Below are 26,300 nucleotides of genomic sequence, written 5' to 3'. Positions count from 1 at the left end.
TCGTCAGACCGTGCGGCGGGTCAGGCCCGGGCGGCGGCGAGCACCTGGCCGACCAGGGCGCCCGAGGTGCCCGAACGCTCGTACTCGGGCCGGTTCAGGCTGCCACCCATCAGGGGCGCCGGGTTGCGGTGCACGGCCGGGCTGTCCGAGCTGACCAGGGCCGCGAAGTGGTACTCGTCGGCGCCGGTCGCCTCGACGATCCGGGCGATGTTGCGCGGGGTGATGCCACCGCCCGGCATGACGATGATCCGGCCGGCGGCCCGGCGCACCAGGTCGGCGATGAGCGGAGCACCCTCCAGCACGCTGACCTCCTGACCCGAGGTGAGCACCCGGTGCACGCCCAGCTCGATCAGCTGCTCCAGCGCCGCCTGCGGGTCACGGGTCATGTCGAACGCCCGATGGAAGGTGATGCTGGCGTCGCCCGCGGCGGCGATCAGCCGGCGGGTGGTCGGCACGTCGACGTCACCCTCGGCGGTCAACGCGCCGATCACGATGCCGTGCGCGCCGGCCGCCACGGCGGCCCGGACGTCCCGCTCCATGGCCTCGATCTCGAACGGCGAGTAGATGAAGTCGCCGGCCCGGGGGCGGACGATGACGTGTACCCGGATCCGGCTGACCGCGCGCATTGTCGTCTCGATGGTGCCCAGGCTGGGGGTCAGCCCGCCGTCGAAGAGCGCGGAGCACAACTCCACCCGGTCGGCGCCGGCCTCCTCGGCGGCGACCGCTCCCTCGACGCTGTCGATGCAGATCTCGAATGTGTTCATGATTCTTCCTTTTCCGTGCGAGGCGATGCCGCTTCGGTCCGAGACGATGCTGTGGCCCAGTCGATGACGGCCGTGACGGCACCGACGGGTACGCCGCCGCCGAGCACCGGCACCTGGCGCAGCGCGTCGGCTCCACCCACCGGTACGCCCACGGCGGCGAGGGCGGCGAGGGCGATTGCGGTGGTGGCTCGGGGCGAACCGTCGATCGCCTTCACCGCCACCGCGTGACCATCCGGTGCGGCCACCGCGAGCACGCCTTCGGCCCCACCCTTGGCGAGGACGCCGGGCAGCGCCCGCATCAGGTCGGTGTTCGGGTGCCCGTTCCAGCCGCCGACGTACTCCGGGTGTTGGCGCATGGCCTGCGCGACCAGCGCCTCGTCGCTGCCGGCGGGCGCGTTGACCAACGCCTGGAAGGTGCGGGCCAGGCCGGTCAGCGACAGGCCGAACAGCGGTGCACCGCAGCCGTCGACAGCGTGGTGCGCGACCGGCGTGCCGGCCAGCCGGGCGACGGCGGCGGCGGTTTCCCGCTGGAGCGGGTGGTCGGGGTCGAGGTAGTCGTGGGTGCTCCAGGACCTGGCGACGCAGGCGACGAGCATCGCGGCGTGCTTGCCGGAGCAGTTCATCCGGATCCGGTCGCGCTGTCCGCCGGCGCGGATCAGCCGGTCCCGGGTCGGTTCGTCCTCCGGCCAGTCCACCGGGCAGCCGAGCGCGTCCTCGGTCAGGCCGGCCCCGGCCAGCATCGCCCGAACCACCTCGACGTGCCGGTCGTCGCCGGTGTGACTGCCGGCGGCGACGGCCAGCGCCGGGCCGGTCAGCTCGTCGCCAGCAGCGGTCCGGCAGGCCAGTGCCTGCACCGGCTTGAGGGTGGAGCGGGGCAGCACCGGCTCGTCGGGTACGCCGGCGGCGAGGGCGACAGCCCCGTCCGGGGCGAGCACCACGACGCTGCCGTAGTGCCGGCTCTCGACGAAGCCGTTACGCACGACCCGGGCCAGTTCGGCGTAGCGGAAGATGCTCACCGGGGGGTGTTCCCTTCGAGGAGTGGCGGGGGCAGTTCGGCGGCCCGCCGGCCACGCCGTCCGCCGAAGCGGCCGTTACGGGCCTGGAGTACGCGGGCGAACTTCGACAGCGAGGCGTTGACCACCAGGTAGATCAGCGCCACCACCAGGAACGTCTGGATCAGCAGGTGGGTGTACGAGGACAACACCTGCCCGCTGTAGAGCAGCTCGGTGTAGCTGACAACGAAGCCGAGCGAGGTGTCCTTGAGCAGCCCGACCAGCTGGCTGACCAGGGACGGGGCAAGTTGGAGCAGCGCCTGCGGCAGCACCACCAGCGCCATCACCTGCCCGCGGCGCAGCCCGACCGCGAGGCCGGCCTCGGTCTGCCCTCGGTCCAGCGCCAGGATGCCGGACCGGAAGATCTCCGCGAACGCCGCCGAGTTGGAGACCACCAGCGGCACCACGAGCTTCCAGAACAGCGGGAAGTTCAGCCCGTACTGCGGCAGCGCGAACAGCGTCACGTAGATCAGCAGCAGGGTGGGGACGGTCCGGAAGATCTCCACGTACGCGCCGGCGAGCCAGCGCAGCGGTCGATGTGTCGACAGCCGGCCGAGCGCCAGCAACAGCCCGAGCGCGGCGCTCAGCACGGCGGTCGCGGCGGCGGCGCGCAGCGTGGCCCACAGGCCGTTGAGCAGGTACCGCCAGATGGGCCAGGTGGTGAACGGCTCCCACCGGGCGGCAGCCAACTCGCCGTGGCTGGCGAACTGGTATACCGCCGCGACCAGGGCACCGGCCAGGACGACGGCGCCCAGCACTGTGGCGATCCGGATCCGCCGTTGGGCGCGCGGGCCGGGCTCGTCGAAGAGGATCTGTTGCGTCTTGTTCATCGGACGATCGCCAGCCTTCGTTCGAGCAGGCCGGTGACCTGACCGATGATCAGCGCCAGCAGCATGTAGGCGAGGCCCGCGCCGGTGAAGACAGCGATCGGTTGAGCCTCGACCAGGTTCACGGTGTTGGCCGCCTGGGTCAGCTCGACCACGCCGACGGCGGCGGCCAGCGAGGTGTTCATCAGCAGCGCGATGCAGATGTTGCCGATCGGCTGGATCACCGCCCGGAGTCCCTGCGGCAGGATCACGTGCCGCAGGGACTGGCCGAAGGTGAGCCCGATGGCTCGGGCCGCCTCAGCCTGGCCCACACCGACCGTGTTGATCCCGGCCCGGATCGCCTCGGCCAGGTACGCCCCCTCGTACACCGCGATGACGATCGCGGCGGAGGTGAACAGCGGGAACGTGATACCGATCGTCGGCAGCGCGAACACGAAGAGCACCAGTAGCGCCAGCAGCGGCAGGTTCTGGAACACCTCCACGTACGCGGTGCCGATGGCGCGCAGCAGCGGGACGGGGGCGATCCGCAGGGTGGCCACGACGATGCCCAGCAGCATCGCGCCGACGGTGGTCACGACGGTCAGTTCGACCGTCGTGACCAGGCCGTGGCCAAGCTCGCTCAGGTGGTCGGTGAGGGCTTCCATCGGTACGAGAGACTGCTCAGGAGCCGTCGGCGGAACCGAGGGCGGGCGGGGTGGGCGCCCCACCCTCCACCACCGAGCCGAGGGTGCCTTCCCAGACCTTCGCCCACGTGCCGTCGGCCTGGATCTTCTTCAGCCAGTTGTTGACGAACTCCTTGAACTGCGCGTCGTCCTTGTTGAGGCCGATGCCGTACGCCTCGGTGGTGAACGGCTCGCCCACCACCTTCATCCCCGGGTTCGCCTTGGCGCCCGAGGCGAGCAGCGTGAAGTCCTGCACGTACGCGTCGCCGCGCTTCTGCAGCAGCGCCTGCAACGCCTGCGGGTCGGTGCCGAAGGCGATCTGCTTCGAGCCGGGCGCGGCGGTGGGCAGCGCGGTGACGGCGGGGGTGTTCGCCCCGACGATCACTGTCTTGCCGGCGAGGTCCTTGACGCCCTTGATCGAGGTGTCGTCCTTGCGGACCCCGACCGCGAGGCCGGAGGTGAGGTACGGCCCGGCGAAGGCGACCTGGGTGGCCCGCTGCGGGGTGATCGTGTACGTCTGGAAGACCGCGTCCACCGACTTGGCCTGGAGCATGGCCTCCCGGGTCTGGGTGCCGATGGTCGTCGTCTTCACCTCGGGCTTGCCGATGATGTACTTCGCCAGCAACTTCGCCATGTCGGCGTCGAAGCCCTCGATGGTGCCGCTGACCGGGTTCTGCTGGGCGAGCAGCGGCGCGTCCAGGGATCCGCCGATGTTCAGGTAGCCGCGCTTGCGGATCGCCTCCATCGTCGAACCGGCCGGGATCTCCGCGTCGGTGGCCACCGGAGCCGCGTCGTACACCGACTGGGCGACCACGCCGTCGCCGCCCAGACCGGGGTTGCCGGGCAGCGTCGGAGCGCTGCCGCCGCTGTCGCCGCCGCAGCCGGTGGCGGCGAGGGCCACCGCCACCGCGGTGGCGGTGAGGGCGAGCGACCGCCGCCCGGTGAAGCTCATCTTGAGGATTGACATGACACCCTCCCGTTGGGGGCTAGTGCTGGAGGATCTTGGATAGGAAGTCGCGGGCCCGCTCGGTGCGCGGAGCTGCGAAGAAGTCGTCGGGTGCGCCGGATTCGACGATCCGGCCGTCGTCCATGAAGACCACCCGGTCGGCGGCGCGACGGGCGAAGCCCATCTCGTGGGTCACCACGATCATGGTCATCCCCTCGGCGGCGAGGGAGACCATCACGTCGAGCACCTCGTTGACCATTTCCGGGTCGAGGGCCGAGGTCGGCTCGTCGAAGAGCAGCACCTTCGGTTGCATCGCCAGGGCTCGGGCGATCGCGGCCCGCTGCTGCTGCCCGCCGGAGAGTTGGGCCGGGTGGTGGTCCGCCTTGTCGGCGATACCGACGCGCTCCAGCAGGGCCATCGCCTGCTGCCGCGCCTCGGGTCGGGCGATCCGGCGGACCCGGGTGGGGCCGAGGGTGATGTTGTCCAGCACCGTCTTGTGGCCGAAGAGGTTGAACGACTGGAAGACCATGCCGACATCGGCGCGCAGCCGGGCCAGCGCGCGGCCCTCGGCGGGCAGCGGCTCACCGTCGATCTCGACGCTGCCCTGCCCGATGGTCTCCAACCGGTTGAGGCAGCGGCACAGTGTCGACTTGCCGGAGCCGGAAGGCCCCACCACGACGACCACCTCGCCGGCGGCCACCGTGAGGTCGATGTCCTTGAGCACGTGCAGCGGACCGAACCACTTGTTCAGGCCGCGTACCGACACCATCGGTCGGTTCGCACCCGTCGTCTCCGGTGCCACCAGACGGCCTCACTTCCTTCGACTACAAAACTAAGTCAGCTTCATATCGAACCAACAGCGCCATCTAAAGGTAGCCAGCAAACTAAGTCAACCGGTTGCTTGAACAAACTTCGGGTGCTAAGAAGCTGACGTGACGATTGACGACGCGCCACGCGATGCCCTCCGGGGCGGCCCCCGGGAGCTACTGCGATGGGTGGCCACCGGTGCGGCCGTCAGTCGGGCCGACCTGTCCCGCCTCTCCGGGCTCTCCCCGTCGACGGTCTCCCAGCGGGTCGAGGCGTTGATCAGCCAGGGGCTGCTGGAGGAGGCCGGCGCAGGGCGGTCCCGGGGTGGACGGCGTCCCCGTCAACTCGCCGTGCCCACCGGCGGCGCGGTGGTCGGCGCCATCGACCTCGGCGCGCATCACGCCCGCGTCGGCGCACTGGATCTCTCCGGGCGGGTGGTCCAGGCCCGCACCCTGCCGGTCCGCATCGAGGACGGCCCGGAGGCGGTCCTCGGCGCGCTACTCGCCGAGGTCGCCACGCTGGTCGGCGGCGATCCGGCGGCCGGCGGCGGGGTGGTGACCGGTGGCTTGGCGCCAGGTGCGCTCCGCGGCGTCGGCATCGGGATCCCCGGCCCGGTGCAGCACTCCACCGGGCGGATCGTCAGCCCGTCGCGGATGCCCGGCTGGAACGGCTTCGACGTCGCCGCGTTCTGCGCCGGCCGTGTCGACGTGCCGGTCGTCGTGGACAACGACGCCAACCTGATGGCACTCGGCGCGCACCGCACCGCGCATTCCGAGTTGGACCACGCCGTCTACATCAAGGCTGGCACCGGAATCGGCTCCGGTGTGATCTCCAGTGGACGGTTGCACCGAGGCGCGCAGGGGTCGGCCGGGGATATCAGCCACTGCCGGGTGGTGGCCGATCCCGCGCCACCGTGCACCTGCGGAAACGCCGGTTGCCTGGAAGCCGTGGCCAGCGGTGCCGCCCTGGTCACCGCGCTCCGGGAGCAGGGCGTGCCGGTCTCCGACCTGACCGGTGTGATCCGCCTGATCGACGACGGTGACCGGCAGGCCACCGCCCTCGCCCGGCAGGCCGGCCGCGCCGTCGGCGAGATCCTGGCCGTGGTGGTCAACTTCTTCAACCCGCAGGTGGTGGCCATCGGTGGTCGGCTCGCCGACTGTGAGCCGCTGCTGGCCAGCATGCGGGCCACCCTCTACGAGCGGTGCCTCCCGCTGGCCACTCAGACCCTGCTCATCGAACGGGTCGCAGCCGGCCAGGACGTCGGCATCACCGGTGCCGCCCACCTGGTGATCGACCACGTCGTAGCGGCCGCCTGACCTCGCTCACAGCGACCGCACTGATCACCCAGGGTTATCCGCCTCTGTGTTTCATGCCGGATCTATATGCTTTTGCGCGTGCGTCGGCACTGATCATCCTGACATTTTCCTTACAGGCAGTCACGTAGCCTTCCGGTGTTCCTCACCCACCCGTGACTGCTCCTGGAGGTTCCGACGTGCGGATCAACGGACGGCTGCTCGTGCCGATCTCGTTGGCAGCGGTGCTGGCGACCGCCGCCTGTGGCCTGTCGGCACCGGCGTCCGGGCAGGCCGAAGTCCCCCGTTCCGGCCCGAGTACGCAGAGCTCAGCTCCGAGCCCCGACGGCACGCCGACCTCCAGCCCGACCCCGGACATCCCGACCGACGCGCAGGTCCCCACCAGGGCCGCCGGTACCTTCACCACCGCCACCGGCAACGGTCGGGTGATCGGCAAGGGCAAGAAGCGGGTGCGCTACAGCGTCTCGGTGGAGAAGGGCATCGCCTGGGGTGACATCCCCGCCTGGAAGCCGGCCCGGTTCGCCGCGAGCATCGAGCAGGTGTTGGCCGCACCGAACGGATGGGCCACGTCGGCGCAGCACCCGGTCACGAACGCGGCGGTGAACCTGAACCGGGCGTCCTGGTCGTTCCAGCGGGTCGGCAGCTCGACTGTCGACGTCGACGTGCGGCTCGCGACACCGAGGACAGTGGACCGACTCTGCGGCGCGAGCGGCGTCGACACCGAAGGCGTTTACTCCTGCAAGTACGGCAAGACCATCATGATCAACCTGCGGCGGTGGCTCCAGGGCTCACCGGGATACCCGGTCAGCATCGACGAGTACCACGCCGGCGTGATCAATCACGAGTTCGGCCACTTCCTCGGCTTCGCCCACATGAAGTGTGGCGGTCGCGGCAAACCGGCCCCGGTCATGATGACGCAGACGATGGGCCTGGGCGGGTGCGTGCCGAACGTCAAGCCGTTCGTCGGCAACGGCCAGTTCGTCAGCGGCCCGTGGGCGCCATCCTGACCTGGTGAGCCCCGCCCCGGCAGACCGTTGATCAACGAAGCGCAGCGATTATGTGCCCGACGGAGGTCGACGGATTGCCATCCGGGGGCGGGTCGAGTCGATCAGCCCGCTGGCAGGCGTCCTCAATCCGGTCGCGGAAGTTGCCGAAGTCGAGCTTGGTCTTGTCCCAGGAGGGGTCGTGCTCCCGCAGCAGGTCGCGGGCTCTCTTGGCGTTCTCCACGAACCGGCTGCAGTTGCCATAGTGGAGCAGCAGCCACACCTCGAAGCAGGGGCTGGACCAGGCCAGATTGACATCCGCGTCTACAGCTTCGCGGGACGCCGGCTCGGTGGCGAAATCATCGACGTCGCAGACGGCCCACGCTTCGTCGAAGTCGTCGCGCTGGCGGCGGCGCGCCGCACCTCGTACGACGTTGACCGGCGAACCGCGTTCTGCCACGACGACCACCCGAGGCCGTACCCATGCCTCCTGCTTGAGGCCGGTGAAGTAATCCCGTTCCGTGGACTCACCGTTGGTGGCGATCAGCACGGTTGTCCGCTGCTCCCTGGTCGACGCCCGTCGTCGGAGATCGGTCTCGCGGCCACGGCCGGACCGCGTCGAGCCCGAGGTACGCCGATCACCCTGCCGGGGCGTCGTCCGAGCCTCCACGTGTGGCAAGGGCCTGCTCAAACAGGTCGGTGGACAGGTTGGGAACTGCGCCGTAGTTGCCGTTCAAGTAACGGCGTTGACGGTTCTCGCCTTCTTTTCGAGGCTTGAAGTCGGTCAACGGATACAGCGAGGAGGCACCCTCGTTGTCCTTCTCCACGAACCAGATCTCATCGCGGCGGAGGATCTCCTCAGCGTCGAGGGTGCCGAGCAGGGCGGCATCGTGGCTGGTGAAGATGAGTTGGCCGCCAAGCGGGTTCGCGGCCGGGCTGCGGAACAGGCTGATGAGCTTGGCGGTCAGGATCGGGTGCAGGCTCGCATCTATCTCGTCGATCAGCATTGTGGTGCCGGTACGTAGCATCGCTGCGGCATGCAGACCCAGGGTCAGTAGTTGCCGGGTGCCGGTCGACTGGTCCTGCAGGTCGAGCAGTGCGGTGCCGTGCGGACCCTGATGAGCGAACTGGACGCGGGGCGAGGGCCGGATAGCCGCGACGGCTTTCTTCAGCCGGTCGCTCAATCTCCGGGCTGGTAGGACGGACCAGTCGGCCTGATCATCACCCGAATCAGGAGCGATAACGACGTCGACGATCCCCACATCGGCAGCCTGCAACAGGTCAACGACCAGGCGGCGTACCTCGTCGGCATCCGATTGGCCGATACGGACGAGGGCGGACAGCCCGGAGGTGGGGTCAGTCCGTTGGCCTGTCAGGTAAAACCACCGGTAGGTGTCGTGCAACGGTTGTGGGTTTGTCGGATCCGGTTGGGGGCGGCTCTGGCCAAAGCGAGCGACAGTGCTGAGAAATAGAGCTGTTGGCGCGGTGATGCCAGCGATCTGCTCCAGGTCGCTGCGCCGGCCCGACTCCTCGCCCCAGTTGAAGGCGTCACCGTCTCGCTCGAATACGCGCCGCCGGCGCCCTAGTGGAAAGTGGTAGAGCCACTCCTCCAGCACCCGGTCGTCGTCGATCGTGAAGCCATAGGTGTGTCTGACTCCGCCGAGCCGAAGGTCGACGACATAGCGCGATGGCTGGACGGCTTCCTCCGGATCCAACCGGAACGGTTCCCGGGACAGGCCCACACCGGGCTCGACCGCCCGGTCGGACTCCACGACCAATTGCCGCATGAACGCCAGCGCGCCCAGGCAGTTCGACTTGCCCGACGCGTTGGCTCCGAAGATGCCGACGATTTGGACCGCCTGCGGAGCCGGCTCGTCGGTCTCGGCCCCGTCGCCGTAGACGGGCGTCAGATTCAGCTGATGCTCGTCGCGAAACGAACGATGGTTGGCGAAGCGAAAACTCAGCAGCATTGGCCGCGTGCCCCTAGCTCGTGGGCGGTTACAAGTACATCTCTGCGAGTAAACCACGAGAAGGCGGCACAAAGGGCCAACGCAGCCAGCCGTGCCGCTGGCGGCGCTCTTGGTCACGGCGCATGCCGTCAATGCCGAAGCTGCGCGCCTCAGGCCCGTGAGTACTCGGCGGCCGTGCGCTCCACGTCGGCGATGAACTCTTCGAGCTGCGTCTCGGTGGGATCGCGGTCCTGAAGCAGCTTGCCGAGGAATACGATCTGCATCTTGAGGGCGATCTCAGGGCTGAGGTTGTCGATCAGCCCGACCTCACCGAGGGCCGCGCGGACGAGCGCTTCCATCTCCAGGGTGGGCAGCGACTCCGCGCCCGGAAACTGAGTACGCGTCTCGGCGACGAAGCGGGTGACATCGGTAGGGGAGTGAGCGCTGGAGGAATGGTCGTTGACGGCGATGGCGAACGCAGCACTGATCATCTGGTTGCCGCCACCCCAACCGGATTTCTCCAGCCCGCTCAGGAGTTGGTCCACCGCGCCCCAGTCACGCCGTGCCATCGCGCGGATCAGGTCGCTGAACTCAATCCGTACGCTCAAGAGCAGCTCATACCCGGCTGGCGAGGTCTGCCGCCTCGACGAGGAGCGCGTCCAGATCTTCGTCGGAAGTGGCGCCGTCGCCCAGAATCTGCAAGATCACTAGACCCTGAACCCTTCCGGCCATCTGCGGATCGATGTTGGTCTCCATGTCAGGGTCCATGGCAGCGCGGATCAGCCGCTCGGCCGCGTTGGCGTCGATCTCTGGTGTGCCGGCCGGTGTGCTCGCCCGCATCTCGGCCACGAACCGCATGATCTCACCAGGGGTTGTCCGCTCGTCGAAGCGTCGGTTGACCGCGAAGTAGAAGACTGCGCCGAGCAGGGTCGGGAAGTTGTCCCAGCCAAGCTCGTCTAGGCGGGCTTCGATCCGGTCGTTGGCCTCGTGGTCACCTCTGATCATCGTCCGGATGTAATCGACCATCTCAGGGCTGCTCATCAGATCGCTTCCTTTCGCGGCGCTTCTTCGCCATGTTCCAGACACCTCGAAGTCCTACGACGACCGCGCCAGCAGCCATGATGACTGATGTAACGGGGTGCTCCAACTGGGGACGATCTGCCGGTGTGCCGGGGTTGGCGGGGGTCGACGTCGTGCTGCCAGTTGATTTCGGGCCCTTGATGCTTTTCTGTAGCTCCCGAAGGCCGGTGGTGACCGACTGCTCGGTCTGCTTGAGAGTGTCCTCGGAGTCGTCTGCTTTCTGGACGTGACGGCGGAGGAACGCCTCTGCTTTGCTGCTGCGGCCTTCGGCTTCCTCCACCAGCCGTTCCCCCGAAGGTGATGCGGCATCGTCTGGCCCGGATGATGCGGCGCCGGGGGCGATGGTGTTGACGTAGCGGGTGATGTGCCGGGCGGCGGCGGCCAGGAGGCGGGCGTAGCGGCCGGCCTTGTCGCGGGCCACGGCGGCGTCGGTGGCGGCTGCCCGCAACTGCGGGTCCTGCTGCCTCGCTGGACTTCGTTCAGGAGGGCCAAGGCATGCTCCGCGTCCGTGCGGGCGCGCAAGGCCGTGATGGCGGCGGCGTCGAGCTTTCCACGTACGGCGAAAAGCTGCGCGACGAGTTCGCCGATGCTGCCGCTCATCCGAGTTGTTTGAGGTAGCGGGTCGTGTGTTCAGCAGTGTTGACGAATCGGCGGCGGGTCGGCTCAACCTCTGCACTCGCGGCGGCAAGTGCCTGGTGGATAGCTCTCACGTCTTCGTCTCGGCTGTCGTGCAAGGTGGCTTCTGCCGCTGCGGTCGCTGCGTTCGCTTCAGCGGAGGCCCGATCGAAGACCTCCAACCCTTGGTGGGCCGCTTCGATGGCGGCACGCAGGGCTACCTTGATTTCGCCGACGCTCATCGTGAAGTTTGATTGTTCAGCCGAGCACGCTGATGTAGCGGCGTGCCGCCTCCGAGCTGCCCTGCACCAGGGCCATGGCTTCGGCCAGGCGCTGCTTGCTCTGCTCGCCTCGGGCGATGGCTTCGGTGATGGTCGGGTGGCCGGTGCCGGCGGCGATGGCGCGCAGCCGGGCCAGCATCTGTTCGGTGTTGTCGGCGGCTGCCCGGATCTGATTGATTGTGGCGTGGCCCTGCTCGGCGGCCTGTATCAGCGCCGCCTTGACTTCCTCGATGCTGGCCATGCCGCCTCCGTCTGCCGATCGCGCTAACGGTTCACGTCTGCGTGGTCGGACGGACACTATCCGACAGGAAGTCGGCACGCAGCCCTGCATCCACGAGCCAAGATCAGGTAGCGCCATTACGGATGGGATGTCCGGTGCGGTGGGCGACGGTAGCTTCACAGGGTGCACGAGAACACGACAGGCGAGCCGGGGCCATGGCGGATTCTGGGCGAGCGGACGGTGTATGAGGACCGTTGGCTGCGACTTGATCTGGTCGACGTGGAGCCGCCAGGACTCGAACCCTTCGCCCACCATGTCGTTCGGCTGGATCGTGTCGCCGTCGTCGCCGTGCTTGACGAGCACGACCGAGTTCTGATGTTGCGGCGCTACCGATTCATTCCTGGTGAAACAAGATGGGAACTGCCCGGCGGCATCGTCGAACCGGGCGAGGAGGCGGTAGCGGCGGCAAGCCGGGAAGTGGAGGAGGAAACCGGCTGGCGGCCATCGCCCCTGACCCGTGTGGTCACCTACCAGCCGATGATCGGCATGGTCGACTCGCCACATGAAATCTTCGTTGGGCGTGGTGCCACTTATGTCGGCCCGCCAACGGACGCGGAGGAGGCCGGTCGTGTCGAGTGGCTGCCGCTGAGTGACATGCCGGACCTGATGGCGCGCGGCGAGTTGGCGGGGTCGGGAACCTTGGTCGCCATCCTGCACGTCATCGCTGGCCTGACGCGGAATCTGTCAAGCCCTTGATCCGATCTATCCGGCGTCGGTATCGCACAGATCCGGTCAGGTTCACCAGCGAGCCGGCTTCCCGTAGATGAGAGCGGGCCTCCTCACTTTCTCCCCGAACCAAATGCGCCTGCGCGAGATCGCAGCGCATTCCCGCTGCGGCTCGTACAAAGGTGTCGTCCATCGCGACCAAAGCAGCCGACAACTCGTCGATTGACCGAGGGTCGCCCAGCAGCGCCAGCGAATGTCCCCGCCATCGGCGGAGGTGAGTTTCGTCGAGGAAAATCCCTGGCAGATTGGGGTCGCGAACTCCCGTGAGGCCTGAGAGATGTCGGCTCGCTCGGTCGAGGGAGTGGCGGCAGTCGTCCGGGCGTCGGCTGAGCGCCCACAGCTCTGCTTCTGCGGCGGCCAACCAGGACGACAGTCGAGGCGACAACCGACTTCCTCCGCAAGCCTGTGCTTCCTGCACGAGCTGCGCCCCCAGCTCCGGTCGACCGGCATCGGCCAGGACGTATGCCTGCTCGCCCATCGCATGGGCGAGGTGAAGCGGGTCGTCCGCCTCCCGCGCGGCGCTCTTCGCCAGTTCGTAGTGGCGCCAGGCGCGATCCGCCGCTCCGACATCGAGGGCCTGCCACGCCGCGAGCGATGCGGCTTCTGCCAGAGCGCGGGCGAGCGGTTGCCTGGCAGATGGCAGCACGGTAAATGACAGGTTCTCCTGAAGACGGGACAGATGGCTCTGCATCTGGTCGACAAACTGCGCTGCCCCGAGCTGACGGTCCATGGTGCGAAGGAGTTCCGTCTGATGCCGAAGGGTGTGCACCATCGATTGACCGACCGAGTGCGAGGTGTCGAGTCGTTCGACCAGTCGAGCGTAACCGTTCCCGTCGTCGCCAACGGGCGCGTTATCGGAAAATAGTTCTTCATCGGTCGTGCCGAGAAGGCTCCGCAGGATGGCCGCGTAACTGCTGGAGATCTTCCGTCGATTGTTTTCCCACTCGGAGACGTAGACGCCGAGGCTGCTGGTGGAGGCAATCCTAACCATGCGTCGGCGGCCGTACTGCTCGATCTCGTGGACCAGCCTTGCCTGGGACCAACCCCTGGCAAGACGAGCGCGACGCAGGTGATTCGCCATAGCCCCCTGCCGATCGATGATGGCGGGTTCAGCTTGCCGTAACCGTGTCCCTATTCTAAGTGGCGGCGGTTAACAGCATCGGGTTAACCCCTGTTGTCTATCGCAGATCCACGACACCCGGTCTGCTTTGGGCAGCACTCCGCTGCTGTACCGCTGAACAAGCTACGGCGATGGGGTGGGCGACGCCGTCTGATCGATGCTGCTCGGGCGACATCGCCTCCAGGGTCACCTGCCGAGGAGGGCACTGTCGTGCGCGCGTTTCTCCGTCATTTCCGGGCCGAGCCACCCCGGCCGGCGCCCTATCGGGCGGCCAACTACGTACCCCTGAAGCCCTGGCAGGTCCGCGGACGCCGGTTCACCCGCCGTGGCCGGCGTGGCGTGGACGCCGTGGAGGTCGCCGAGTTCCTGGGCCAGGTCGCCGACGACATGGCCGAGGTGTACGCGGCGCTGGGCAGCAGCCGACGGGAGACCGAGCGAATCAAGGACGCGCTGAAGCGCTGGCAGTCCCAGCGGGCCCGCGAGGACCTGGCGGCCCGCCGATGAGCGCCCGCTGGGTGGCGCACCTGCCGTTCACCGCCGCCGACCTTCCGGCCGCCCAACACTTCGCCGGCACCCTGGCCCGCTCCCTGACCTTCCTCACCGAAGTGGACGCGGGCGAGACCACGGTGTCCGCCGAGGACGCGCAGGGCGTACGCCATCGGGTGTTCTGTGACCAGCCGCTCGACGGCGGTAGGCGGTGCGTGCGGCGGGTGGAGCACGACGGTGACTGCGCGGCCCGGCGGTGTCGGTGACCGCCATACCCGTAGCCGTCTGCCCGGACTGCGACGGGATGACCTTCACGCTGGAACCGTGCCGGTGCACCACCTACGGCGACCGGTTCCTCGCCGACGCCGACGCGCTCGGGCCGCGCCGGGAGGCGTACCGGAGCTGCGAGCAGTGTCGCGGCGCGGGCACCGTCGCGTACCCCTGTCATCGCTGTGGGCGGCGCGGCCGGCGGCGGGCGCAGCTCGTGGTCACCGTCGCCAACCTGGACACCGGCGCTGTCGCGTCCCACCAGGTCGTGCCGGGTGGCCTCGACCCCCACCCCGACCCTACGGGCCGCTGGGTGGTCGACCTTGCTTCCCGGGTACGCGAACTCGCCGCCACCGTCGGCGCGGTCCTGGACGAGGCCGACGCGCCTTCGCTGTGGCTGGACCGGCAGTGGCGACCCGACCTGCCCGCAACGCTGCGGCTCGAGCTGGAGGCCCACGCCATCCTGCGGGCCGATCACGCCCCCTGGCGGCTGGTGCTGGGCCGATCCACCGCCCCGGCGACCGTCGACCCGACTGCACGGCTGGCCCGGTTGTGTGCGCTGGCCGACCTGCTGCTGCTCGACCTGGTCGTCGAGGCCCGCCGGCAGGGTGCGGGGTTCGGTTGGGCCGTCCGGTACGAGGTGCCCGGCTCCCCGGTGCCGCTCGGGTCGCCCAGCTGGTGCCGGGACCTGCCGGAAGCGCTGGCCACCACCTCCGCGACCACCGCGCTCACCGGCCTCGCCGAGCGCGGCCGGACCGCCCCGGCCCGGTTGTTCCGCCCCGACTCGCCACGCCCACCGCTCGCCCCGGCCGTGGACGTCGACCAGCTTGAACGCCGCGTCCTGGCCGACTGCGTCGATGCGACCAACGGTGACGAGCTGCCCGGCGCGCAGGCACTGTGGCGGGACGGCCGCTGGTGGCACACCACCCTTCGCGCCGGCGAGCCGGTGGAGACCTTTGCGGAGCAGCCCACCGGTCAGGTGCTTCGCCGCGTGGATGTGCCGGTGACCCGCGGCTACGCACCACCGGACCCGCCCTGGCTGGGTGCACCCGTCGCCCGGCGGCCCTGCCCGGACTGCCGACCACACAGCCGGCTACGCGCCTGCGACTGCCGGCTCGGCGGTAGCGCGGCCGACCCGGACTGCCCGCACTGCTGCGGCGCGGGCCTGCGCCCATCCGCGCTGCACTGCTTCACCTGCGGCGACACTCACCGTCTGCTTCGGACCGTGTCGGTCACCGTCACTGACCTGCGGCACCGGGTGGTGCACCTGGCCTGGCAGGCCGGCACACCCGAAGTCACTCCGCTGGTCGCCACCCAACCCAACGGCCGGCCCGTCGTGCAGCTCCCGGACCGCTACCGGCTCGGCTCCTGGGCGGCTGTCCTCGGCGCGCGGCCCGAGGACCTCCGCGACGCCGACGGCGGGCACGACATCGACCGGGACCTACGCGACGGTTACATCACCCTGCCCTGGGCCGGGGCCGACCCGGTGCGGGAATACGTGCGCCACGCCGGCCGGGGCACGGCGGCCGGCCGCCTGATCGTGGTGGCGGCACGTCCGGACGCGCCGCCGTTGTCCGAGCTGCTGCGGCTCGCCCTCGGCCTTGACCTGGCCCTCGTGGTGTCCGCGTGCGACCTGCTGCACAACGCCGCAGACCCACTGCTGGCCGACGGATTGCGCTGGTCGGTCGAGGTGAAGCCACTTGACGCACCTGTCCGCCCCGACGACTTCCCGCACCGGCCGAGTCTGGCCGCCGCGCTCGCCTGGTGCGTCGAGTGCCTGACCGACGCCGTCGCCGGGGCCGCCCCAACCGACCCGACCTCTCCGATATCGGTGCCCGGCTCGGGGCCGCGTGACGTCGCCGACCCCGAGCAGGACCTGGTGCGCCTGGCGGCCCGGCACGCCGGGCAGGTGGTCACCGTGCGCTTCACCCGCGCCGGCTGCACCGTGCACCGACACGACGACGACGGCGTACGCCTCCTCGCCGAAGCTTCCGACCTGCGCGATCTTCGGTTGACCTGAGGGCTGAGGGAACATATGTTCGATCACGTGGAGCGAGCTGAGGTGCGCCGGGCTTCTCTACCGGCTCCGCGTGGCCGGTGGGCCGGGCTGCCAGGACTTGCCTCTACGATCAGGGGCATGGACCGGGTGACGGTGGAGCGGGCTGCGCTGATCGCGCTGCTGCGGCAGCCGGACCTCGGCTGGTCTGACGTCGTGCACGACATTCAAGAGGTCGGCACCGCGCTGGCAGTCCTGCGCCGGGTCGTCGGGCAGACCGACACGCTCTTTCCCGACACCCGCTCCGTCGACTCGCTGATCGAGGCGGCGGCCGGCGACCTCGCGGGCTGGTGGGCCGAGGGCATCACCGTGCGGGCCTTCTTCGACGACGACTACCCCTCCCAGCTGCGTGACATCCGTGAGATGCCGCCAGTGCTCTTCGCCCGAGGTGAGTCGCGCCCCGACGCTCGGGCCATCGCTGTGGTCGGCAGCCGCGAAGCGAGCGATCGAGGAGTCGAGATCGCCAGCTCGGTATCAGAATCGCTGGCCCGCCGTGGGGTGACGGTGGTCAGCGGTCTGGCGAAAGGAATCGACACCGCGGCCCACCAGGCGGCACTCGCAGCGGGGGGCCGCACCGTCGCGGTCATCGGCACCGGAATTCGTCATCACTACCCGACGGTCAACCGTGCGCTCCAGGAGCACATCGCAGAGGTTGGGCTGGTGCTCAGCCAGTTCTGGCCCGATGCCGCCCCGACAAAGCAGAGCTTCCCGATGCGAAACGCGGTGATGAGCGGCTACGCCGCTGCCACCGTGGTCATCGAAGCCGGTGAACGCAGTGGAGCCCGGATCCAGGCGCGGCTCGCTCTCCAGCACGGTCGGCCCGTGGTACTCACCAGCCAGGTGATGCGACACGACTGGGCACGCGCCTTCGCCGCCCGGCCCGGCGTCCACGTCGCGCACGGGACGATGGAGCTGGTGGAGGCGGTCGACGCCATTATCGACCGTTCACCGGCTGCGGCCGAGTTCGAGGGCTTTCCTGATTTCGCCAGCCTCTGACCCGTGGGCCAGGGTCCGGGAGTACGTCGAGACCCAGCGGAACTTCCTTCGAAATCCCCTGCCCATCCTCCCCTGGATCTGCCCGACGTGTCGCGGTGTCCGCACTGCTGGGTTCGACTACTGCTACCCCTGCCAGGAACACCAGACGGCTTCTGGTGGCCTGCTCGCCGACGTGGTCGCTCCAATCGCTTACTCGCCGCGTACCGGTCAGCATCATCACCACCTGCGTGTGTACAAGTCGACGCCAGGGTCGGCCCAGGCTAGGTGGAATCTGCTCGCACTGCTGTTGCTGTTCCTGCAGCGGCACCTTGACTGCGTCGCTGACCGGATGGGCGGTGCGCCTACCCACGTGGTGGTCGTGCCGAGTACCCGGGGCCAGTCTCACCCGCACCCCCTGCAGGATCTGATCGGTGATCGTCTTGGACTGCCGTGGCTCACGGCGCTGTCCAACCCCCGCCACGGATCTGAGACGCGGACGTTCCAGCGCGACTGGTTCACGGTCCAGCCTCCGGTCGAGAGCGTCAGCGTTCGGCCGCTGGTTCTGGATGACACCTGGACGACAGGTTCCCGGGCGCAGTCGCTGGCGTACGCGTTGAAGAACGCTGGCGCGTCGTCGGTGGCGGTCGTGGTGCTCGGGCGGCACATCAGGCCGGAGCATGTGGCATCCCGACCGCTGCTGAAGGCGATCGAGGATCCGATGTTCGACCCGGCTAAGTGCGCTGTAGAACGTTGATGTCGGGGTGTCCCGTTCGACGGGATACCCCGACATCACGGATGTCGGCAGTACGGGCGGAAGCGGCTTTCTACTCCGGGACGCGACGGTAGGCGCCGTCGCTGGCCGAGGTGGCCATCGAGGCGTACGCGCGCAGCGCCGCCGACACCGGCCGCTGCCGATCGGTCGGGGTGTACGGCTTGTCGCGCTTCTCCTCGGCCACCCGGCGAGCCTCCAGCTCGTCCTCCGGCACGTCGAGTGAGATCGAGCGGCCCGGGATGTCGATGACGACCTCGTCGCCGTCGCGGACCAGGGCGATCAGCCCGCCGGAGGCCGCCTCGGGGGAGACGTGCCCGATGGAGAGCCCCGAGGTGCCACCGGAGAAACGGCCGTCGGTGAGCAGCGCACAGGAGCGGCCGAGCCCGCGGCCCTTGAGGAACGAGGTGGGGTAGAGCATCTCCTGCATGCCGGGGCCGCCCTTGGGCCCCTCGTACCGGATCACCACGACGTCCCCGGCGACCACCTGCTTGGCGAGGATCGCGGTCACCGCGTCGTCCTGCGACTCGTAGACCTTCGCCGGGCCGCGGAAGGTCAGGCAGTCGTCGGGCACGCCGGCGGTCTTCACCACGCTGCCCTCGGGTGCCAGGTTGCCGTGCAGGATGGCCAGCCCACCGTCGGCGGAGTAGGCGTGCTCGCGGTCCCGGATGCAGCCGCCGGCCGCGTCGGTGTCCAGCGACGACCACCGGTTGGTGGTGGAGAACGGCTCGACGGTACGCACCCCGCCCGGAGCGGCGTGGAACAGCTCGACAGCCGTCGGGGTGGGGGAGCCGCCGCGCACGTCCCAGTCGGTCAGCCACTGCGCCAGCGAGGGGGAGTGCACGGCGTGCACGTCCCGGTTGAGCTGCCCGGCCCGGTCCAGTTCACCGAGGATCGCCGGGATGCCGCCGGCCCGGTGCACGTCCTCCATGTGGTAGTTCGGCGAGTTCGGTGCGACCTTGGCCAGGCACGGCACCCGGCGGGAGATCGCGTCGATGTCGGTGACGCCGAAGTCCATTTCCGCCTCGCGGGCCGCGGCCAGCAGGTGCAGCACCGTGTTGGTGGAGCCGCCCATCGCCACGTCCAGGGCGACAGCGTTCTCGAAGGCGGCCTTGGAGGCGACAGTACGCGGCAGCACCGAGTCGTCGTCGCCGTCGTACCACCGCTTGGAGATCTCCACGACGGTCCGGCCGGCCTCGACGAACAGTGACCGGCGGGCGGCGTGGGTGGCAAGCGTCGAACCGTTGCCGGGCAGCGCGAGCCCGATCGCCTCGGTGAGGCAGTTCATCGAGTTGGCGGTGAACATGCCGGAGCAGGAACCGCAGGTCGGGCAGGCGGAGCGTTCGATCTCACCGAGCTGCTCGTCGGTGACCGCCTCGTTGGAGGAGGCGATCATCGCGTCGATCAGGTCGATCTTGCTGTGCACGACGCCCTCGATCGCCATCGTCTTGCCGGCCTCCATCGGGCCGCCGGAGACGAAGACGGTCGGGATGTTGAGCCGCAGCGCGGCCAGCAGCATCCCGGGGGTGATCTTGTCGCAGTTGGAGATGCAGACCAGGGCGTCCGCGCAGTGCGCGTTAACCATGTATTCGACAGCGTCGGCGATCAGCTCACGGCTGGGCAGCGAGTAGAGCATGCCGCCGTGGCCCATCGCGATGCCGTCGTCGACAGCGATGGTGTTGAACTCCCGGCCCACCCCACCGGCCTCGGCGACCGCGTCGGCGACCAGGCCACCCATGTCCTTGAGGTGTACGTGACCGGGCACGAACTGGGTGAAACTGTTGGCGATGGCGACGATCGGCTTGCCGAAATCGTCGTCGGTCATCCCGGTGGCCCGCCAGAGGGCCCGGGCGCCGGCCATCGTCCGACCGTGTGTGGAAGTCCTCGACCGCAGCTCAGGCATGCATACCAGCATGACACCGTCGACGCGCCGGCCCGCCCCCGTATCTGCCGTGTCCCAACAGATGCACACTCAGCCCCCCATGACGTGCGCCCATCCGGCACTCTTGGAGGCGTGCATTTTCCACCGGGCATGGTCGCTGTCGCGGCGCTCAGCGGGCTCGTCGCCGCGGTGGCGGCCGTGCTGCTGACCGTCGTCGCCCGGCGGCGGGCGGTGCCGCGTCGGCCGGCACACGTGCTGCTCGCAGGCGCCGCCGGAGTTGCCCTGCTCAGCCTCCTGGCCGGGGTGGTCGCCACGCTCAGCGCGAACGACCACTGGGCCCACGAGCAGGGGCAGCGCACCGGTTGGGCGACGATGGTGGCGATCGGCACGGCGGTGAGCGGGCTGGCCTTCGCGGCCGGTCTGCTCCGGCTGCCCGGGGTGGCCGCCACCGCGGCCGGAACGGCCCGGCTCGCCCTGGACGGCCTGGTCATGGCGGCGGCGCTGTGGTTCGTCGGTTGGGTGCTCTTCTCCGAGCCCACCCGGTTGCTCGGTGCCGCCACCCCGATGGCCTGCCCGGCGATCCTGGTGGCCACTGTGAGCGCCGCGCTCAGCGCCGGGCTCGTCGTGATCATCGTCTTCCGGGCCGCCACCCCACGTCGACGGCTCGCCGCGCTCGGCGCCGGCATCAGCGCGGTGACCTGCGGTGGGCTGGGTCTGAGCGCCGGGCTCTGCCAGGCCGGGCCGACAATGGCGCTGACCGGTGCGGTGGTGCTCGCCGCCGGCCTGCTGACCGTGGCGCTCACTGTTCACCGGGCCGACCGACCGGGGCAGATCGACCTTGACCTGGTCGGTAGCGACGGCGAGTACGCGATCGCCCCGATGCTGGCGATGGCCGCCTCGGCCATGTACCACCTCGCCCAGGACGGCCGGTTCACCGCGGCGGGCATCGTGGCCGGCAGCGTGGAGGGCTTCGCCCTGGTGGCACGGCAGTACCTCACCCTTCGCGACGTCCGGGCGTACGCGAGCCGCCTGGCCGAGCGGGAGGCGCACTTCCGTGAGCTGGCGCACACCGATCCGCTGACGTCACTGGCCAACCGGCGCGGGCTGCTCCGGGCGCTGCACCACAACGCCGCCGACCACAACCCGTGTGTGCTGCTCGGTCTGGACCTGGACGGCTTCAAGAACGTCAACGACATGCGGGGCCACGACGTGGGCGACGCCGTGCTGGCCGAGGTGGGCCGGCGGCTGCGCGGCAACCTGCGCCCCGGCGACGTGGCCGCCCGGCTGGGTGGCGACGAGTTCGCCGTACTCATGCAGGGCCGACCGGTCGAGGCGGACCGGGTCGCCGAACGACTCCTCGGGGTGATCAACCGCCCTTACGACCAGCCGGAGGGGCCGGTCTTCCTGTCGGTGAGCATCGGGGTGGCCGACTGGGCCGACGAGCCGGACGTGGAGTTGCTGCTGCGCCACGCCGACCTGGCGTTGCGCTACGCCAAGCAGCGTGGCAAGAACCGGATCGAGCGGTACGACGCCGCGTACGACCAACTGCTGCGCCGGCGTACGACTGTGGAGCACGAACTGCGCGGCGCGATCGACCGCGACGAGCTGCGGTTGGCGTTCCAGCCGGTGGCGTCGCTGCCGTCGGTGCGGCCGGTCGGCGCCGAGGCGCTGCTCCGCTGGCACCATCCTGAGCTGGGCAACGTGCGTCCGGACGAGTTCATCCCGCTCGCCGAGGAGTGCGGCATGATCGCCCCGCTCGGTGCCTGGGTCCTGCATCAGGCCTGCTACCAGCTCTCCCGGTGGCTGGCGGACGGGCACGACGTCTGGGTGTCGGTCAACGTCTCCCCGCGCGAGCTGCACGCCCCTGAGTACGTGGTTCAGGTCGCCGAGGCGCTGCGCGCCCACCACGTGCCGCCGCAGCGGCTGGTGCTGGAGGTCACCGAGCACGCGGTCGCCACCGACCTGGACGAGCTGATCCGGCGGCTGACCGCGCTGCGGTTGACCGGTGTCCGGATCGCGCTTGACGACTTCGGGGCCGGCTACTCGTCGCTGGGGCAGCTGCGCCGGCTGCCGATCGACATCCTCAAGATCGATCACAGCCTGGTCGCCGAGCACGAGCCGGTCCGCCCGGTCGGCCAGGACGGCCCGGCGTTCGCCCCGATGGTCGACATCGTCATGCGCCTGGGTCACCAGTTGGGGCTGGAGGTGATCGCCGAGGGGGTGACCACCCCGACCGAGTTGGCCGCGGTGGTGGCGGCCGGTTGCCGCTTCGGCCAGGGCGCGCTCTTCGGCTGGGGGGTGCCGGCCGAGCACCTGGAGGCGATGCTGGAGGCGGCCACGTCACCGGGTGCGCGTCCCGCTCCGGTGCCCGCGCCACGCCGCGTTCCGGGCATGTCCGGGCAGCTCAACCCGCCCGCCGATGGCGCGTCGCCGGTCGACGCGCCGACCTCCGTTAACCAACATGTGGGATCAGTTGACTCATCGCGTGAGATGCGTCAGGCTTAGCCGCATGTCGTCGTACCGGTCGCTGCGAGTACTTACCTGAGCGCACTCTCCCTCACCGAGAGTGCGCTGGCCCCGTGCATCTGCACGAGGGCCGTTTTTATTGCCATCGGAACCTGGCGAGCGGGCCCCGCCCGCGTCGCATCGCTTGACTAGCCACCAGCCACTCCAGCCGAAGGCCAGAACCGCCATGACGAGACCCACGCCCGAGACCCTCGCCCACACCGCCCGCCGGGCCCGCGCGACCGCCGACCCGACCGTCGACGTCGACCAGGCCGCCACGCGCACGGCCAACCCGGCCGCCCCGGCGGTACGGCCCGCCGCCGCGACCCCGATCTCCGGGGCCGGCTCGCTCGTGCGGTCCCTTGAGGCGCTCGAGGTCGACGTCGTCTTCGGCATTCCGGGCGGCGCGATCCTGCCGGCGTACGACCCGCTCTACGACTCGACGGTCCGGCACATCCTGGTGCGGCACGAGCAGGGCGCGGGGCACGCGGCGACCGGCTACGCGCAGGCCACCGGCAAGGTCGGGGTCTGCATCGCCACCTCCGGCCCGGGGGCGACGAACCTGGTCACCCCGATCGCGGACGCGTACATGGACTCGGTGGCGATGGTGGCCATCACCGGGCAGGTGGCCAGCCCGTTGATCGGCACCGACGGCTTCCAGGAAGCGGACATCCAGGGCATCACCCTGCCGATCACCAAGCACAACTTCCTCGTGCAGAACGCCGAGGAGATCCCCCGGGTGCTGGCCGAGGCGTTCCACCTGGCCAGCAGCGGGCGACCCGGTCCGGTGCTGGTCGACATCCCCAAGGACGTGCTCCAGGCGTCGACCACCTTCTCCTGGCCGCCCACCCTGGACCTCCCCGGCTACCGGCCCACCCTGCACCCGCACGGCAAGCAGATCCGGGAGGCGGCGCGGCTGATGGCCGCGGCCCGACGCCCGGTGCTCTACGTCGGCGGCGGGGTCCTCAAGGCCGGTGCCACCGACGGGCTGCGGCGGCTGGCCGAGCTGACCGGCATCCCGGTCGTCACCACGCTGATGGCGCTCGGCGCGTTCCCCGACTCGCATCAGCAGCACCTGGGGATGCCCGGCATGCACGGCACCGTCGCCGCGGTCTACGGCCTGCAGAAGGCGGATCTGATCGTCGCGCTCGGCGCACGCTTCGACGACCGGGTCACCGGCAAACTGGACTCGTTCGCCCCGGACGCGGTCGTGGTGCACGCGGACATCGACCCCGCCGAGATCGGCAAGAACCGGCACGTGGACGTGCCGATCGTCGGCGACGCCAAGCACGTCATCGACGAGCTGATCGCCGCTGTCACCGCCGAGCGGTCGTCGGGGCGCACCGCCGACCTCGGTGACTGGTGGACGCAGCTGAACGACCTGCGCGACCGTTACCCGCTGGGCTACGACGAGCCGGTCGACGGGACCCTGTCCCCGCAGTACGTGATCAAGCGGCTGGGCGAGATCGTCGGCCCGGACGCGATCTTCGTGGCCGGGGTGGGCCAGCACCAGATGTGGGCGTCGCAGTTCATCTCCTACGAGAAGCCGTACACCTGGTTGAATTCCGGCGGTCTCGGCACGATGGGTTACGCGGTGCCGGCGGCGATGGGCGCCAAGGTCGGCAAGCCGGACACTGTGGTCTGGGCGGTGGACGGGGACGGCTGCTTCCAGATGACCAACCAGGAGTTGGCCACCTGCGCGTTGGAGGGCATCCCGGTCAAGATCGCCGTCATCAACAACGGCAACCTCGGCATGGTCCGGCAGTGGCAGACGCTCTTCTACAACGAGCGCTACTCCAACACCGAGCTCGGCACCCACAAGCACCGCATCCCCGACTTCGTCAAGCTCGCCGAGGCCCTGGGCTGCGTCGGGCTGCGGTGCGAGAGCGCCGATGACGTGGACAAGACCATCGCCGCCGCCATGGAGATCAACGACGCCCCCGTGGTGATCGACTTCGTGGTCGGTAAGGACGCGATGGTCTGGCCGATGGTCGCGGCCGGCACCAGCAACGACGAGATCATGTTCGCCCGTGGCGTCCGCCCGGTCTTCGACGAGGATGACATTTAATGAGTGAGCGAAGCGAACGAATCATCAAGCTCAGTGATGCGCATGGTCATGCCATGACCGAGCGAAGCGAGGCCGTGGCATGACCATGCACACCCTGTCCGTGCTGGTGGAGAACAAGCCGGGCGTGCTCGCCCGGGTCTCCGGCCTGTTCTCCCGGCGCGGCTTCAACATCGACAGCCTCGCGGTCGGCGAGACCGAGAACCCGGACGTCTCCCGGATCACCATCGTGGTCAACGCGGAGTCGTCCCCGCTGGAGCAGGTCACCAAGCAGCTGAACAAGCTCGTCAACGTGCTCAAGATCGTTGAGCTGGATCCCCAGGTCTCGGTCGCCCGGGAGTTGCTGCTGGTGAAGGTGCGCGCCGACCGGGCCGCGCGGTCGCAGGTGCTGGAGACCGTCAACCTGTTCCGCGCCCGGGTGGTCGACGTCGCACCGGACACACTGACCATCGAGGCCACCGGCACCCCGGACAAGCTCGACGCGCTCCTGCGCGACCTCGAGGCCTTCGGCATCAAGGAGATGGTCCAGTCCGGGCTGGTGGCCATCGGGCGCGGCTCGCGTTCGATCACCGCCGGTCCCGCGCTGCGGGCCGCCTGACCCGCCACCGGTCGGCCTCGGCCGGCCGTCCGGCGCATTCATCCGCACAGACCACGACGGGCCGCCCCGGCCGTCGTACGAAAGGGAAGTTCTCATGAGCGTTGAGGTGTACTACGACGACGATGCCGACCTCGGCCTGATCCAGGCCAAGAAGGTCGCGGTCATCGGCTACGGCAGCCAGGGCCACGCCCACGCGCTGTCGCTGCGTGACTCCGGCGTCGACGTGGTGATCGGTCTGCCGGAGGGTTCGAAGAGCCGTCCCAAGGCCGAGGAGCAGGGCTTCCGGGTGCTCACGCCGGCGCAGGCCTCCGCCGAGGCCGATGTGATCATGGTGCTCGCACCGGACACCGCCCAGCGCGGAATCTACGCGGAGTCGATCGCCCCGAACCTCGCCCCGGGCAAGGCCATCTTCTTCGGCCACGGCTTCAACATCCGGTACGACCTGATCAAGCCGCCGGCCGACGTGGACGTGGCGATGGTCGCGCCGAAGGGCCCCGGCCACCTGGTCCGCCGCCAGTACAGCGACGGCAAGGGCGTGCCCTGTCTCGTCGCCGTCGAGCAGGACGCCAGCAGCAACGCCTTCGCCCTCGCCCTCGCCTATGCCAAGGGGATCGGCGGCACCCGGGCCGGCGCGATCAAGACCACCTTCACCGAGGAGACCGAGACCGATCTCTTCGGCGAGCAGGCGGTGCTCTGCGGCGGCGCCTCGGCGCTGGTGCAGACCGGTTTCGAGGTGCTCACCGAGGCGGGCTACGCCCCCGAGATCGCCTACTTCGAGTGCCTGCACGAGCTGAAGCTGATCGTCGACCTCATGTACGAGGGCGGCATCGCGAAGATGCGTTACAGCATCTCCGACACCGCCGAGTACGGCGACCTCTCCCGCGGCTCGCGCATCATCGACTCCCGGGTCAAGGACGAGATGCGCAAGATCCTGGGTGAGATCCAGTCCGGCGAGTTCGCCCGCGAGTGGGTCGCCGAGGACGAGGCCGGCCGGCCCAACTTCACCAAGTGGCAGGCCGAGGGTGCGGCGCACCCGATCGAGGAGACCGGCAAGAAGCTGCGCGGCATGATGAGCTGGGTCGACCGCCCGATCACCGAGACCGCCTGACCCGTCCGACCGACGATCCACCGACAGCCCCTGGGCCGGCGCTCTCCCCAGCGCCGCCCCGGGGCTGCCCGGCATGCTGCCGCCCATCGATACGTCGGGCGGCAGTGTTCGTGCGCCACGACTCTCCCGCAGTGACCGGCTGACCAGCGCCGCCGGTGCTCGGCGCGGCCGGAGCAACCGTGTC

At 69.5% G+C, this 26,300-nt stretch carries 27 protein-coding genes; 12 read left to right on the top strand and 15 right to left on the bottom strand.

Annotation, left to right across the window (positions count from 1 at the left end; genetic code table 11):
* Window positions 1-20 precede the first annotated feature (20 nt).
* From ABZU43_RS05435 to ABZU43_RS05410, 6 genes are read right to left on the bottom strand one after another with little or no spacing between them, the layout of a single operon-like run.
* Window positions 21-764, bottom strand: a complete 744-nt coding sequence (locus ABZU43_RS05435) for a copper homeostasis protein CutC (RefSeq protein WP_355005329.1) — start codon at window positions 762-764, stop codon at window positions 21-23.
* Window positions 761-1,780 carry an asparaginase gene (locus ABZU43_RS05430; protein WP_355005328.1) on the bottom strand — a complete coding sequence of 340 codons (1,020 nt, stop codon included), beginning with the start codon at window positions 1,778-1,780 and terminating at the stop codon, window positions 761-763. Before ABZU43_RS05430 ends, ABZU43_RS05435 begins: the two co-directional genes overlap by 4 nt.
* The gene (locus ABZU43_RS05425; protein WP_355005327.1) at window positions 1,777-2,646 is read right to left on the bottom strand and encodes an amino acid ABC transporter permease; all 870 of its coding nucleotides are present in this window, start codon (window positions 2,644-2,646) and stop codon (window positions 1,777-1,779) included. Before ABZU43_RS05425 ends, ABZU43_RS05430 begins: the two co-directional genes overlap by 4 nt.
* Complete coding sequence (locus tag ABZU43_RS05420; RefSeq protein WP_350863012.1) at window positions 2,643-3,287, bottom strand: amino acid ABC transporter permease; 645 nt, start codon at window positions 3,285-3,287, stop codon at window positions 2,643-2,645. Before ABZU43_RS05420 ends, ABZU43_RS05425 begins: the two co-directional genes overlap by 4 nt.
* Window positions 3,288-3,303: 16 nt before the next feature.
* Window positions 3,304-4,272: a glutamate ABC transporter substrate-binding protein gene (locus ABZU43_RS05415; protein ID WP_355005326.1), complete on the bottom strand. Its 969-nt coding sequence runs from the start codon at window positions 4,270-4,272 to the stop codon at window positions 3,304-3,306.
* Window positions 4,273-4,291: 19 nt separating this feature from the next.
* Entirely contained in the window at window positions 4,292-5,020 is a 729-nt protein-coding gene (locus ABZU43_RS05410) for an amino acid ABC transporter ATP-binding protein (RefSeq protein WP_355005665.1), read from the bottom strand.
* Between the two features lie 163 nt (window positions 5,021-5,183).
* Here ABZU43_RS05410 and ABZU43_RS05405 point away from each other — a divergent pair, with 163 nt between their 5' ends.
* The gene (locus tag ABZU43_RS05405; RefSeq protein WP_355005325.1) at window positions 5,184-6,374 is read left to right on the top strand and encodes an ROK family transcriptional regulator; all 1,191 of its coding nucleotides are present in this window, start codon (window positions 5,184-5,186) and stop codon (window positions 6,372-6,374) included.
* 176 nt (window positions 6,375-6,550) lie between these two features.
* Window positions 6,551-7,378, top strand: a complete 828-nt coding sequence (locus ABZU43_RS05400) for a DUF3152 domain-containing protein (protein ID WP_355005324.1) — start codon at window positions 6,551-6,553, stop codon at window positions 7,376-7,378.
* Between the two features lie 31 nt (window positions 7,379-7,409).
* Here ABZU43_RS05400 and ABZU43_RS05395 read toward each other — a convergent pair whose 3' ends face one another.
* From ABZU43_RS05395 to ABZU43_RS05365, 7 genes are all read right to left on the bottom strand, one after another.
* Entirely contained in the window at window positions 7,410-7,904 is a 495-nt protein-coding gene (locus tag ABZU43_RS05395; protein WP_355005323.1) for an RloB family protein, read from the bottom strand.
* Between the two features lie 88 nt (window positions 7,905-7,992).
* The gene (locus tag ABZU43_RS05390; RefSeq protein ID WP_355005322.1) at window positions 7,993-9,324 is read right to left on the bottom strand and encodes an AAA family ATPase; all 1,332 of its coding nucleotides are present in this window, start codon (window positions 9,322-9,324) and stop codon (window positions 7,993-7,995) included.
* 149 nt (window positions 9,325-9,473) lie between these two features.
* Entirely contained in the window at window positions 9,474-9,911 is a 438-nt protein-coding gene (locus ABZU43_RS05385; protein ID WP_355005321.1) for a hypothetical protein, read from the bottom strand.
* A gap of 7 nt (window positions 9,912-9,918) precedes the next feature.
* Complete coding sequence (locus tag ABZU43_RS05380) at window positions 9,919-10,344, bottom strand: hypothetical protein (RefSeq protein ID WP_355005320.1); 426 nt, start codon at window positions 10,342-10,344, stop codon at window positions 9,919-9,921.
* On the bottom strand, window positions 10,331-10,804 hold the full coding sequence (locus ABZU43_RS05375) for a hypothetical protein (RefSeq protein WP_355005319.1): 474 nt from the start codon (window positions 10,802-10,804) through the stop codon (window positions 10,331-10,333). The genes ABZU43_RS05380 and ABZU43_RS05375 overlap by 14 nt, the downstream gene beginning before the upstream one ends.
* 175 nt (window positions 10,805-10,979) lie before the next feature.
* Window positions 10,980-11,240: a hypothetical protein gene (locus tag ABZU43_RS05370; RefSeq protein WP_355005318.1), complete on the bottom strand. Its 261-nt coding sequence runs from the start codon at window positions 11,238-11,240 to the stop codon at window positions 10,980-10,982.
* A gap of 16 nt (window positions 11,241-11,256) precedes the next feature.
* Entirely contained in the window at window positions 11,257-11,520 is a 264-nt protein-coding gene (locus tag ABZU43_RS05365; protein WP_355005317.1) for a hypothetical protein, read from the bottom strand.
* A gap of 162 nt (window positions 11,521-11,682) precedes the next feature.
* Here ABZU43_RS05365 and ABZU43_RS05360 point away from each other — a divergent pair, with 162 nt between their 5' ends.
* On the top strand, window positions 11,683-12,255 hold the full coding sequence (locus tag ABZU43_RS05360) for an NUDIX hydrolase (RefSeq protein WP_355005316.1): 573 nt from the start codon (window positions 11,683-11,685) through the stop codon (window positions 12,253-12,255).
* Here the strand turns inward: ABZU43_RS05360 and ABZU43_RS05355 are convergent.
* Entirely contained in the window at window positions 12,218-13,366 is a 1,149-nt protein-coding gene (locus ABZU43_RS05355) for a helix-turn-helix transcriptional regulator (RefSeq protein WP_355005315.1), read from the bottom strand. The two genes, ABZU43_RS05360 and ABZU43_RS05355, sit on opposite strands and share 38 nt — an antisense overlap.
* 249 nt (window positions 13,367-13,615) lie before the next feature.
* On the opposite strand from ABZU43_RS05355, the gene ABZU43_RS05350 reads away from it, so the two are divergent.
* From ABZU43_RS05350 to ABZU43_RS05330, 5 genes are all read left to right on the top strand, one after another.
* Window positions 13,616-13,909, top strand: a complete 294-nt coding sequence (locus tag ABZU43_RS05350) for a DivIVA domain-containing protein (RefSeq protein WP_355005314.1) — start codon at window positions 13,616-13,618, stop codon at window positions 13,907-13,909.
* A complete protein-coding gene (locus ABZU43_RS05345; RefSeq protein ID WP_355005313.1) occupies window positions 13,906-14,157 on the top strand; it encodes a hypothetical protein in 252 nt (83 codons plus the stop codon). Before ABZU43_RS05350 ends, ABZU43_RS05345 begins: the two co-directional genes overlap by 4 nt.
* A complete protein-coding gene (locus tag ABZU43_RS05340; RefSeq protein ID WP_355005312.1) occupies window positions 14,154-16,178 on the top strand; it encodes a hypothetical protein in 2,025 nt (674 codons plus the stop codon). Before ABZU43_RS05345 ends, ABZU43_RS05340 begins: the two co-directional genes overlap by 4 nt.
* Window positions 16,179-16,295: 117 nt before the next feature.
* Window positions 16,296-17,210: a DNA-processing protein DprA gene (locus ABZU43_RS05335; RefSeq protein ID WP_355005311.1), complete on the top strand. Its 915-nt coding sequence runs from the start codon at window positions 16,296-16,298 to the stop codon at window positions 17,208-17,210.
* A 229-nt stretch (window positions 17,211-17,439) separates the two neighbouring features.
* Window positions 17,440-17,943 carry a phosphoribosyltransferase gene (locus tag ABZU43_RS05330; RefSeq protein ID WP_355005310.1) on the top strand — a complete coding sequence of 168 codons (504 nt, stop codon included), beginning with the start codon at window positions 17,440-17,442 and terminating at the stop codon, window positions 17,941-17,943.
* 70 nt (window positions 17,944-18,013) lie between these two features.
* Here the strand turns inward: ABZU43_RS05330 and ilvD are convergent, their stop codons facing one another.
* Window positions 18,014-19,861: a dihydroxy-acid dehydratase gene (ilvD, locus tag ABZU43_RS05325; protein ID WP_355005309.1), complete on the bottom strand. Its 1,848-nt coding sequence runs from the start codon at window positions 19,859-19,861 to the stop codon at window positions 18,014-18,016.
* 111 nt (window positions 19,862-19,972) lie between these two features.
* Between ilvD and ABZU43_RS05320 the strand changes: the two genes are divergently transcribed.
* The 4 genes from ABZU43_RS05320 (at window position 19,973) to ilvC (ending at window position 26,116) form a co-directional block, all read left to right on the top strand.
* Entirely contained in the window at window positions 19,973-22,345 is a 2,373-nt protein-coding gene (locus ABZU43_RS05320) for an EAL domain-containing protein (protein WP_355005308.1), read from the top strand.
* 187 nt (window positions 22,346-22,532) lie between these two features.
* Window positions 22,533-24,413 carry an acetolactate synthase large subunit gene (locus tag ABZU43_RS05315; RefSeq protein ID WP_355005307.1) on the top strand — a complete coding sequence of 627 codons (1,881 nt, stop codon included), beginning with the start codon at window positions 22,533-22,535 and terminating at the stop codon, window positions 24,411-24,413.
* 79 nt (window positions 24,414-24,492) lie between these two features.
* Entirely contained in the window at window positions 24,493-25,008 is a 516-nt protein-coding gene (gene ilvN, locus ABZU43_RS05310) for an acetolactate synthase small subunit (RefSeq protein WP_088991111.1), read from the top strand.
* Between the two features lie 94 nt (window positions 25,009-25,102).
* Entirely contained in the window at window positions 25,103-26,116 is a 1,014-nt protein-coding gene (gene ilvC, locus ABZU43_RS05305) for a ketol-acid reductoisomerase (protein ID WP_355005306.1), read from the top strand.
* The last annotated feature ends 184 nt before the right edge of the window (window positions 26,117-26,300 follow it).

Source organism: Micromonospora sp. NPDC005205 (assembly GCF_040608275.1).
Classification (GTDB): Bacteria; Actinomycetota; Actinomycetes; order Mycobacteriales; family Micromonosporaceae; genus Micromonospora.
Note: the sequence above shows the minus strand (reverse complement) of the source record. Positions and strands in the feature narration are given on the sequence as shown.

What these genes read in the sequence shown, in the direction of transcription:
- ABZU43_RS05435 (WP_355005329.1), bottom strand. Translation starts at nt 764, where the DNA reads ATGAACACATTCGAGATCTGCATCGACAGCGTCGAGGGAGCGGTCGCC.
- ABZU43_RS05425 (WP_355005327.1), bottom strand. Translation starts at nt 2,646, where the DNA reads ATGAACAAGACGCAACAGATCCTCTTCGACGAGCCCGGCCCGCGCGCC.
- ABZU43_RS05420 (WP_350863012.1), bottom strand. Translation starts at nt 3,287, where the DNA reads ATGGAAGCCCTCACCGACCACCTGAGCGAGCTTGGCCACGGCCTGGTC.
- ABZU43_RS05415 (WP_355005326.1), bottom strand. Translation starts at nt 4,272, where the DNA reads ATGTCAATCCTCAAGATGAGCTTCACCGGGCGGCGGTCGCTCGCCCTC.
- ABZU43_RS05410 (WP_355005665.1), bottom strand. Translation starts at nt 5,020, where the DNA reads ATGGTGTCGGTACGCGGCCTGAACAAGTGGTTCGGTCCGCTGCACGTG.
- ABZU43_RS05390 (WP_355005322.1), bottom strand. Translation starts at nt 9,324, where the DNA reads ATGCTGCTGAGTTTTCGCTTCGCCAACCATCGTTCGTTTCGCGACGAG.
- ABZU43_RS05380 (WP_355005320.1), bottom strand. Translation starts at nt 10,344, where the DNA reads ATGAGCAGCCCTGAGATGGTCGATTACATCCGGACGATGATCAGAGGT.
- ABZU43_RS05370 (WP_355005318.1), bottom strand. Translation starts at nt 11,240, where the DNA reads ATGAGCGTCGGCGAAATCAAGGTAGCCCTGCGTGCCGCCATCGAAGCG.
- ABZU43_RS05365 (WP_355005317.1), bottom strand. Translation starts at nt 11,520, where the DNA reads ATGGCCAGCATCGAGGAAGTCAAGGCGGCGCTGATACAGGCCGCCGAG.
- ABZU43_RS05355 (WP_355005315.1), bottom strand. Translation starts at nt 13,366, where the DNA reads ATGGCGAATCACCTGCGTCGCGCTCGTCTTGCCAGGGGTTGGTCCCAG.
- ABZU43_RS05345 (WP_355005313.1), top strand. Translation starts at nt 13,906, where the DNA reads ATGAGCGCCCGCTGGGTGGCGCACCTGCCGTTCACCGCCGCCGACCTT.
- ABZU43_RS05335 (WP_355005311.1), top strand. Translation starts at nt 16,296, where the DNA reads ATGGACCGGGTGACGGTGGAGCGGGCTGCGCTGATCGCGCTGCTGCGG.
- ilvD (WP_355005309.1), bottom strand. Translation starts at nt 19,861, where the DNA reads ATGCCTGAGCTGCGGTCGAGGACTTCCACACACGGTCGGACGATGGCC.
- ABZU43_RS05315 (WP_355005307.1), top strand. Translation starts at nt 22,533, where the DNA reads ATGACGAGACCCACGCCCGAGACCCTCGCCCACACCGCCCGCCGGGCC.
- ilvN (WP_088991111.1), top strand. Translation starts at nt 24,493, where the DNA reads ATGACCATGCACACCCTGTCCGTGCTGGTGGAGAACAAGCCGGGCGTG.
- ilvC (WP_355005306.1), top strand. Translation starts at nt 25,103, where the DNA reads ATGAGCGTTGAGGTGTACTACGACGACGATGCCGACCTCGGCCTGATC.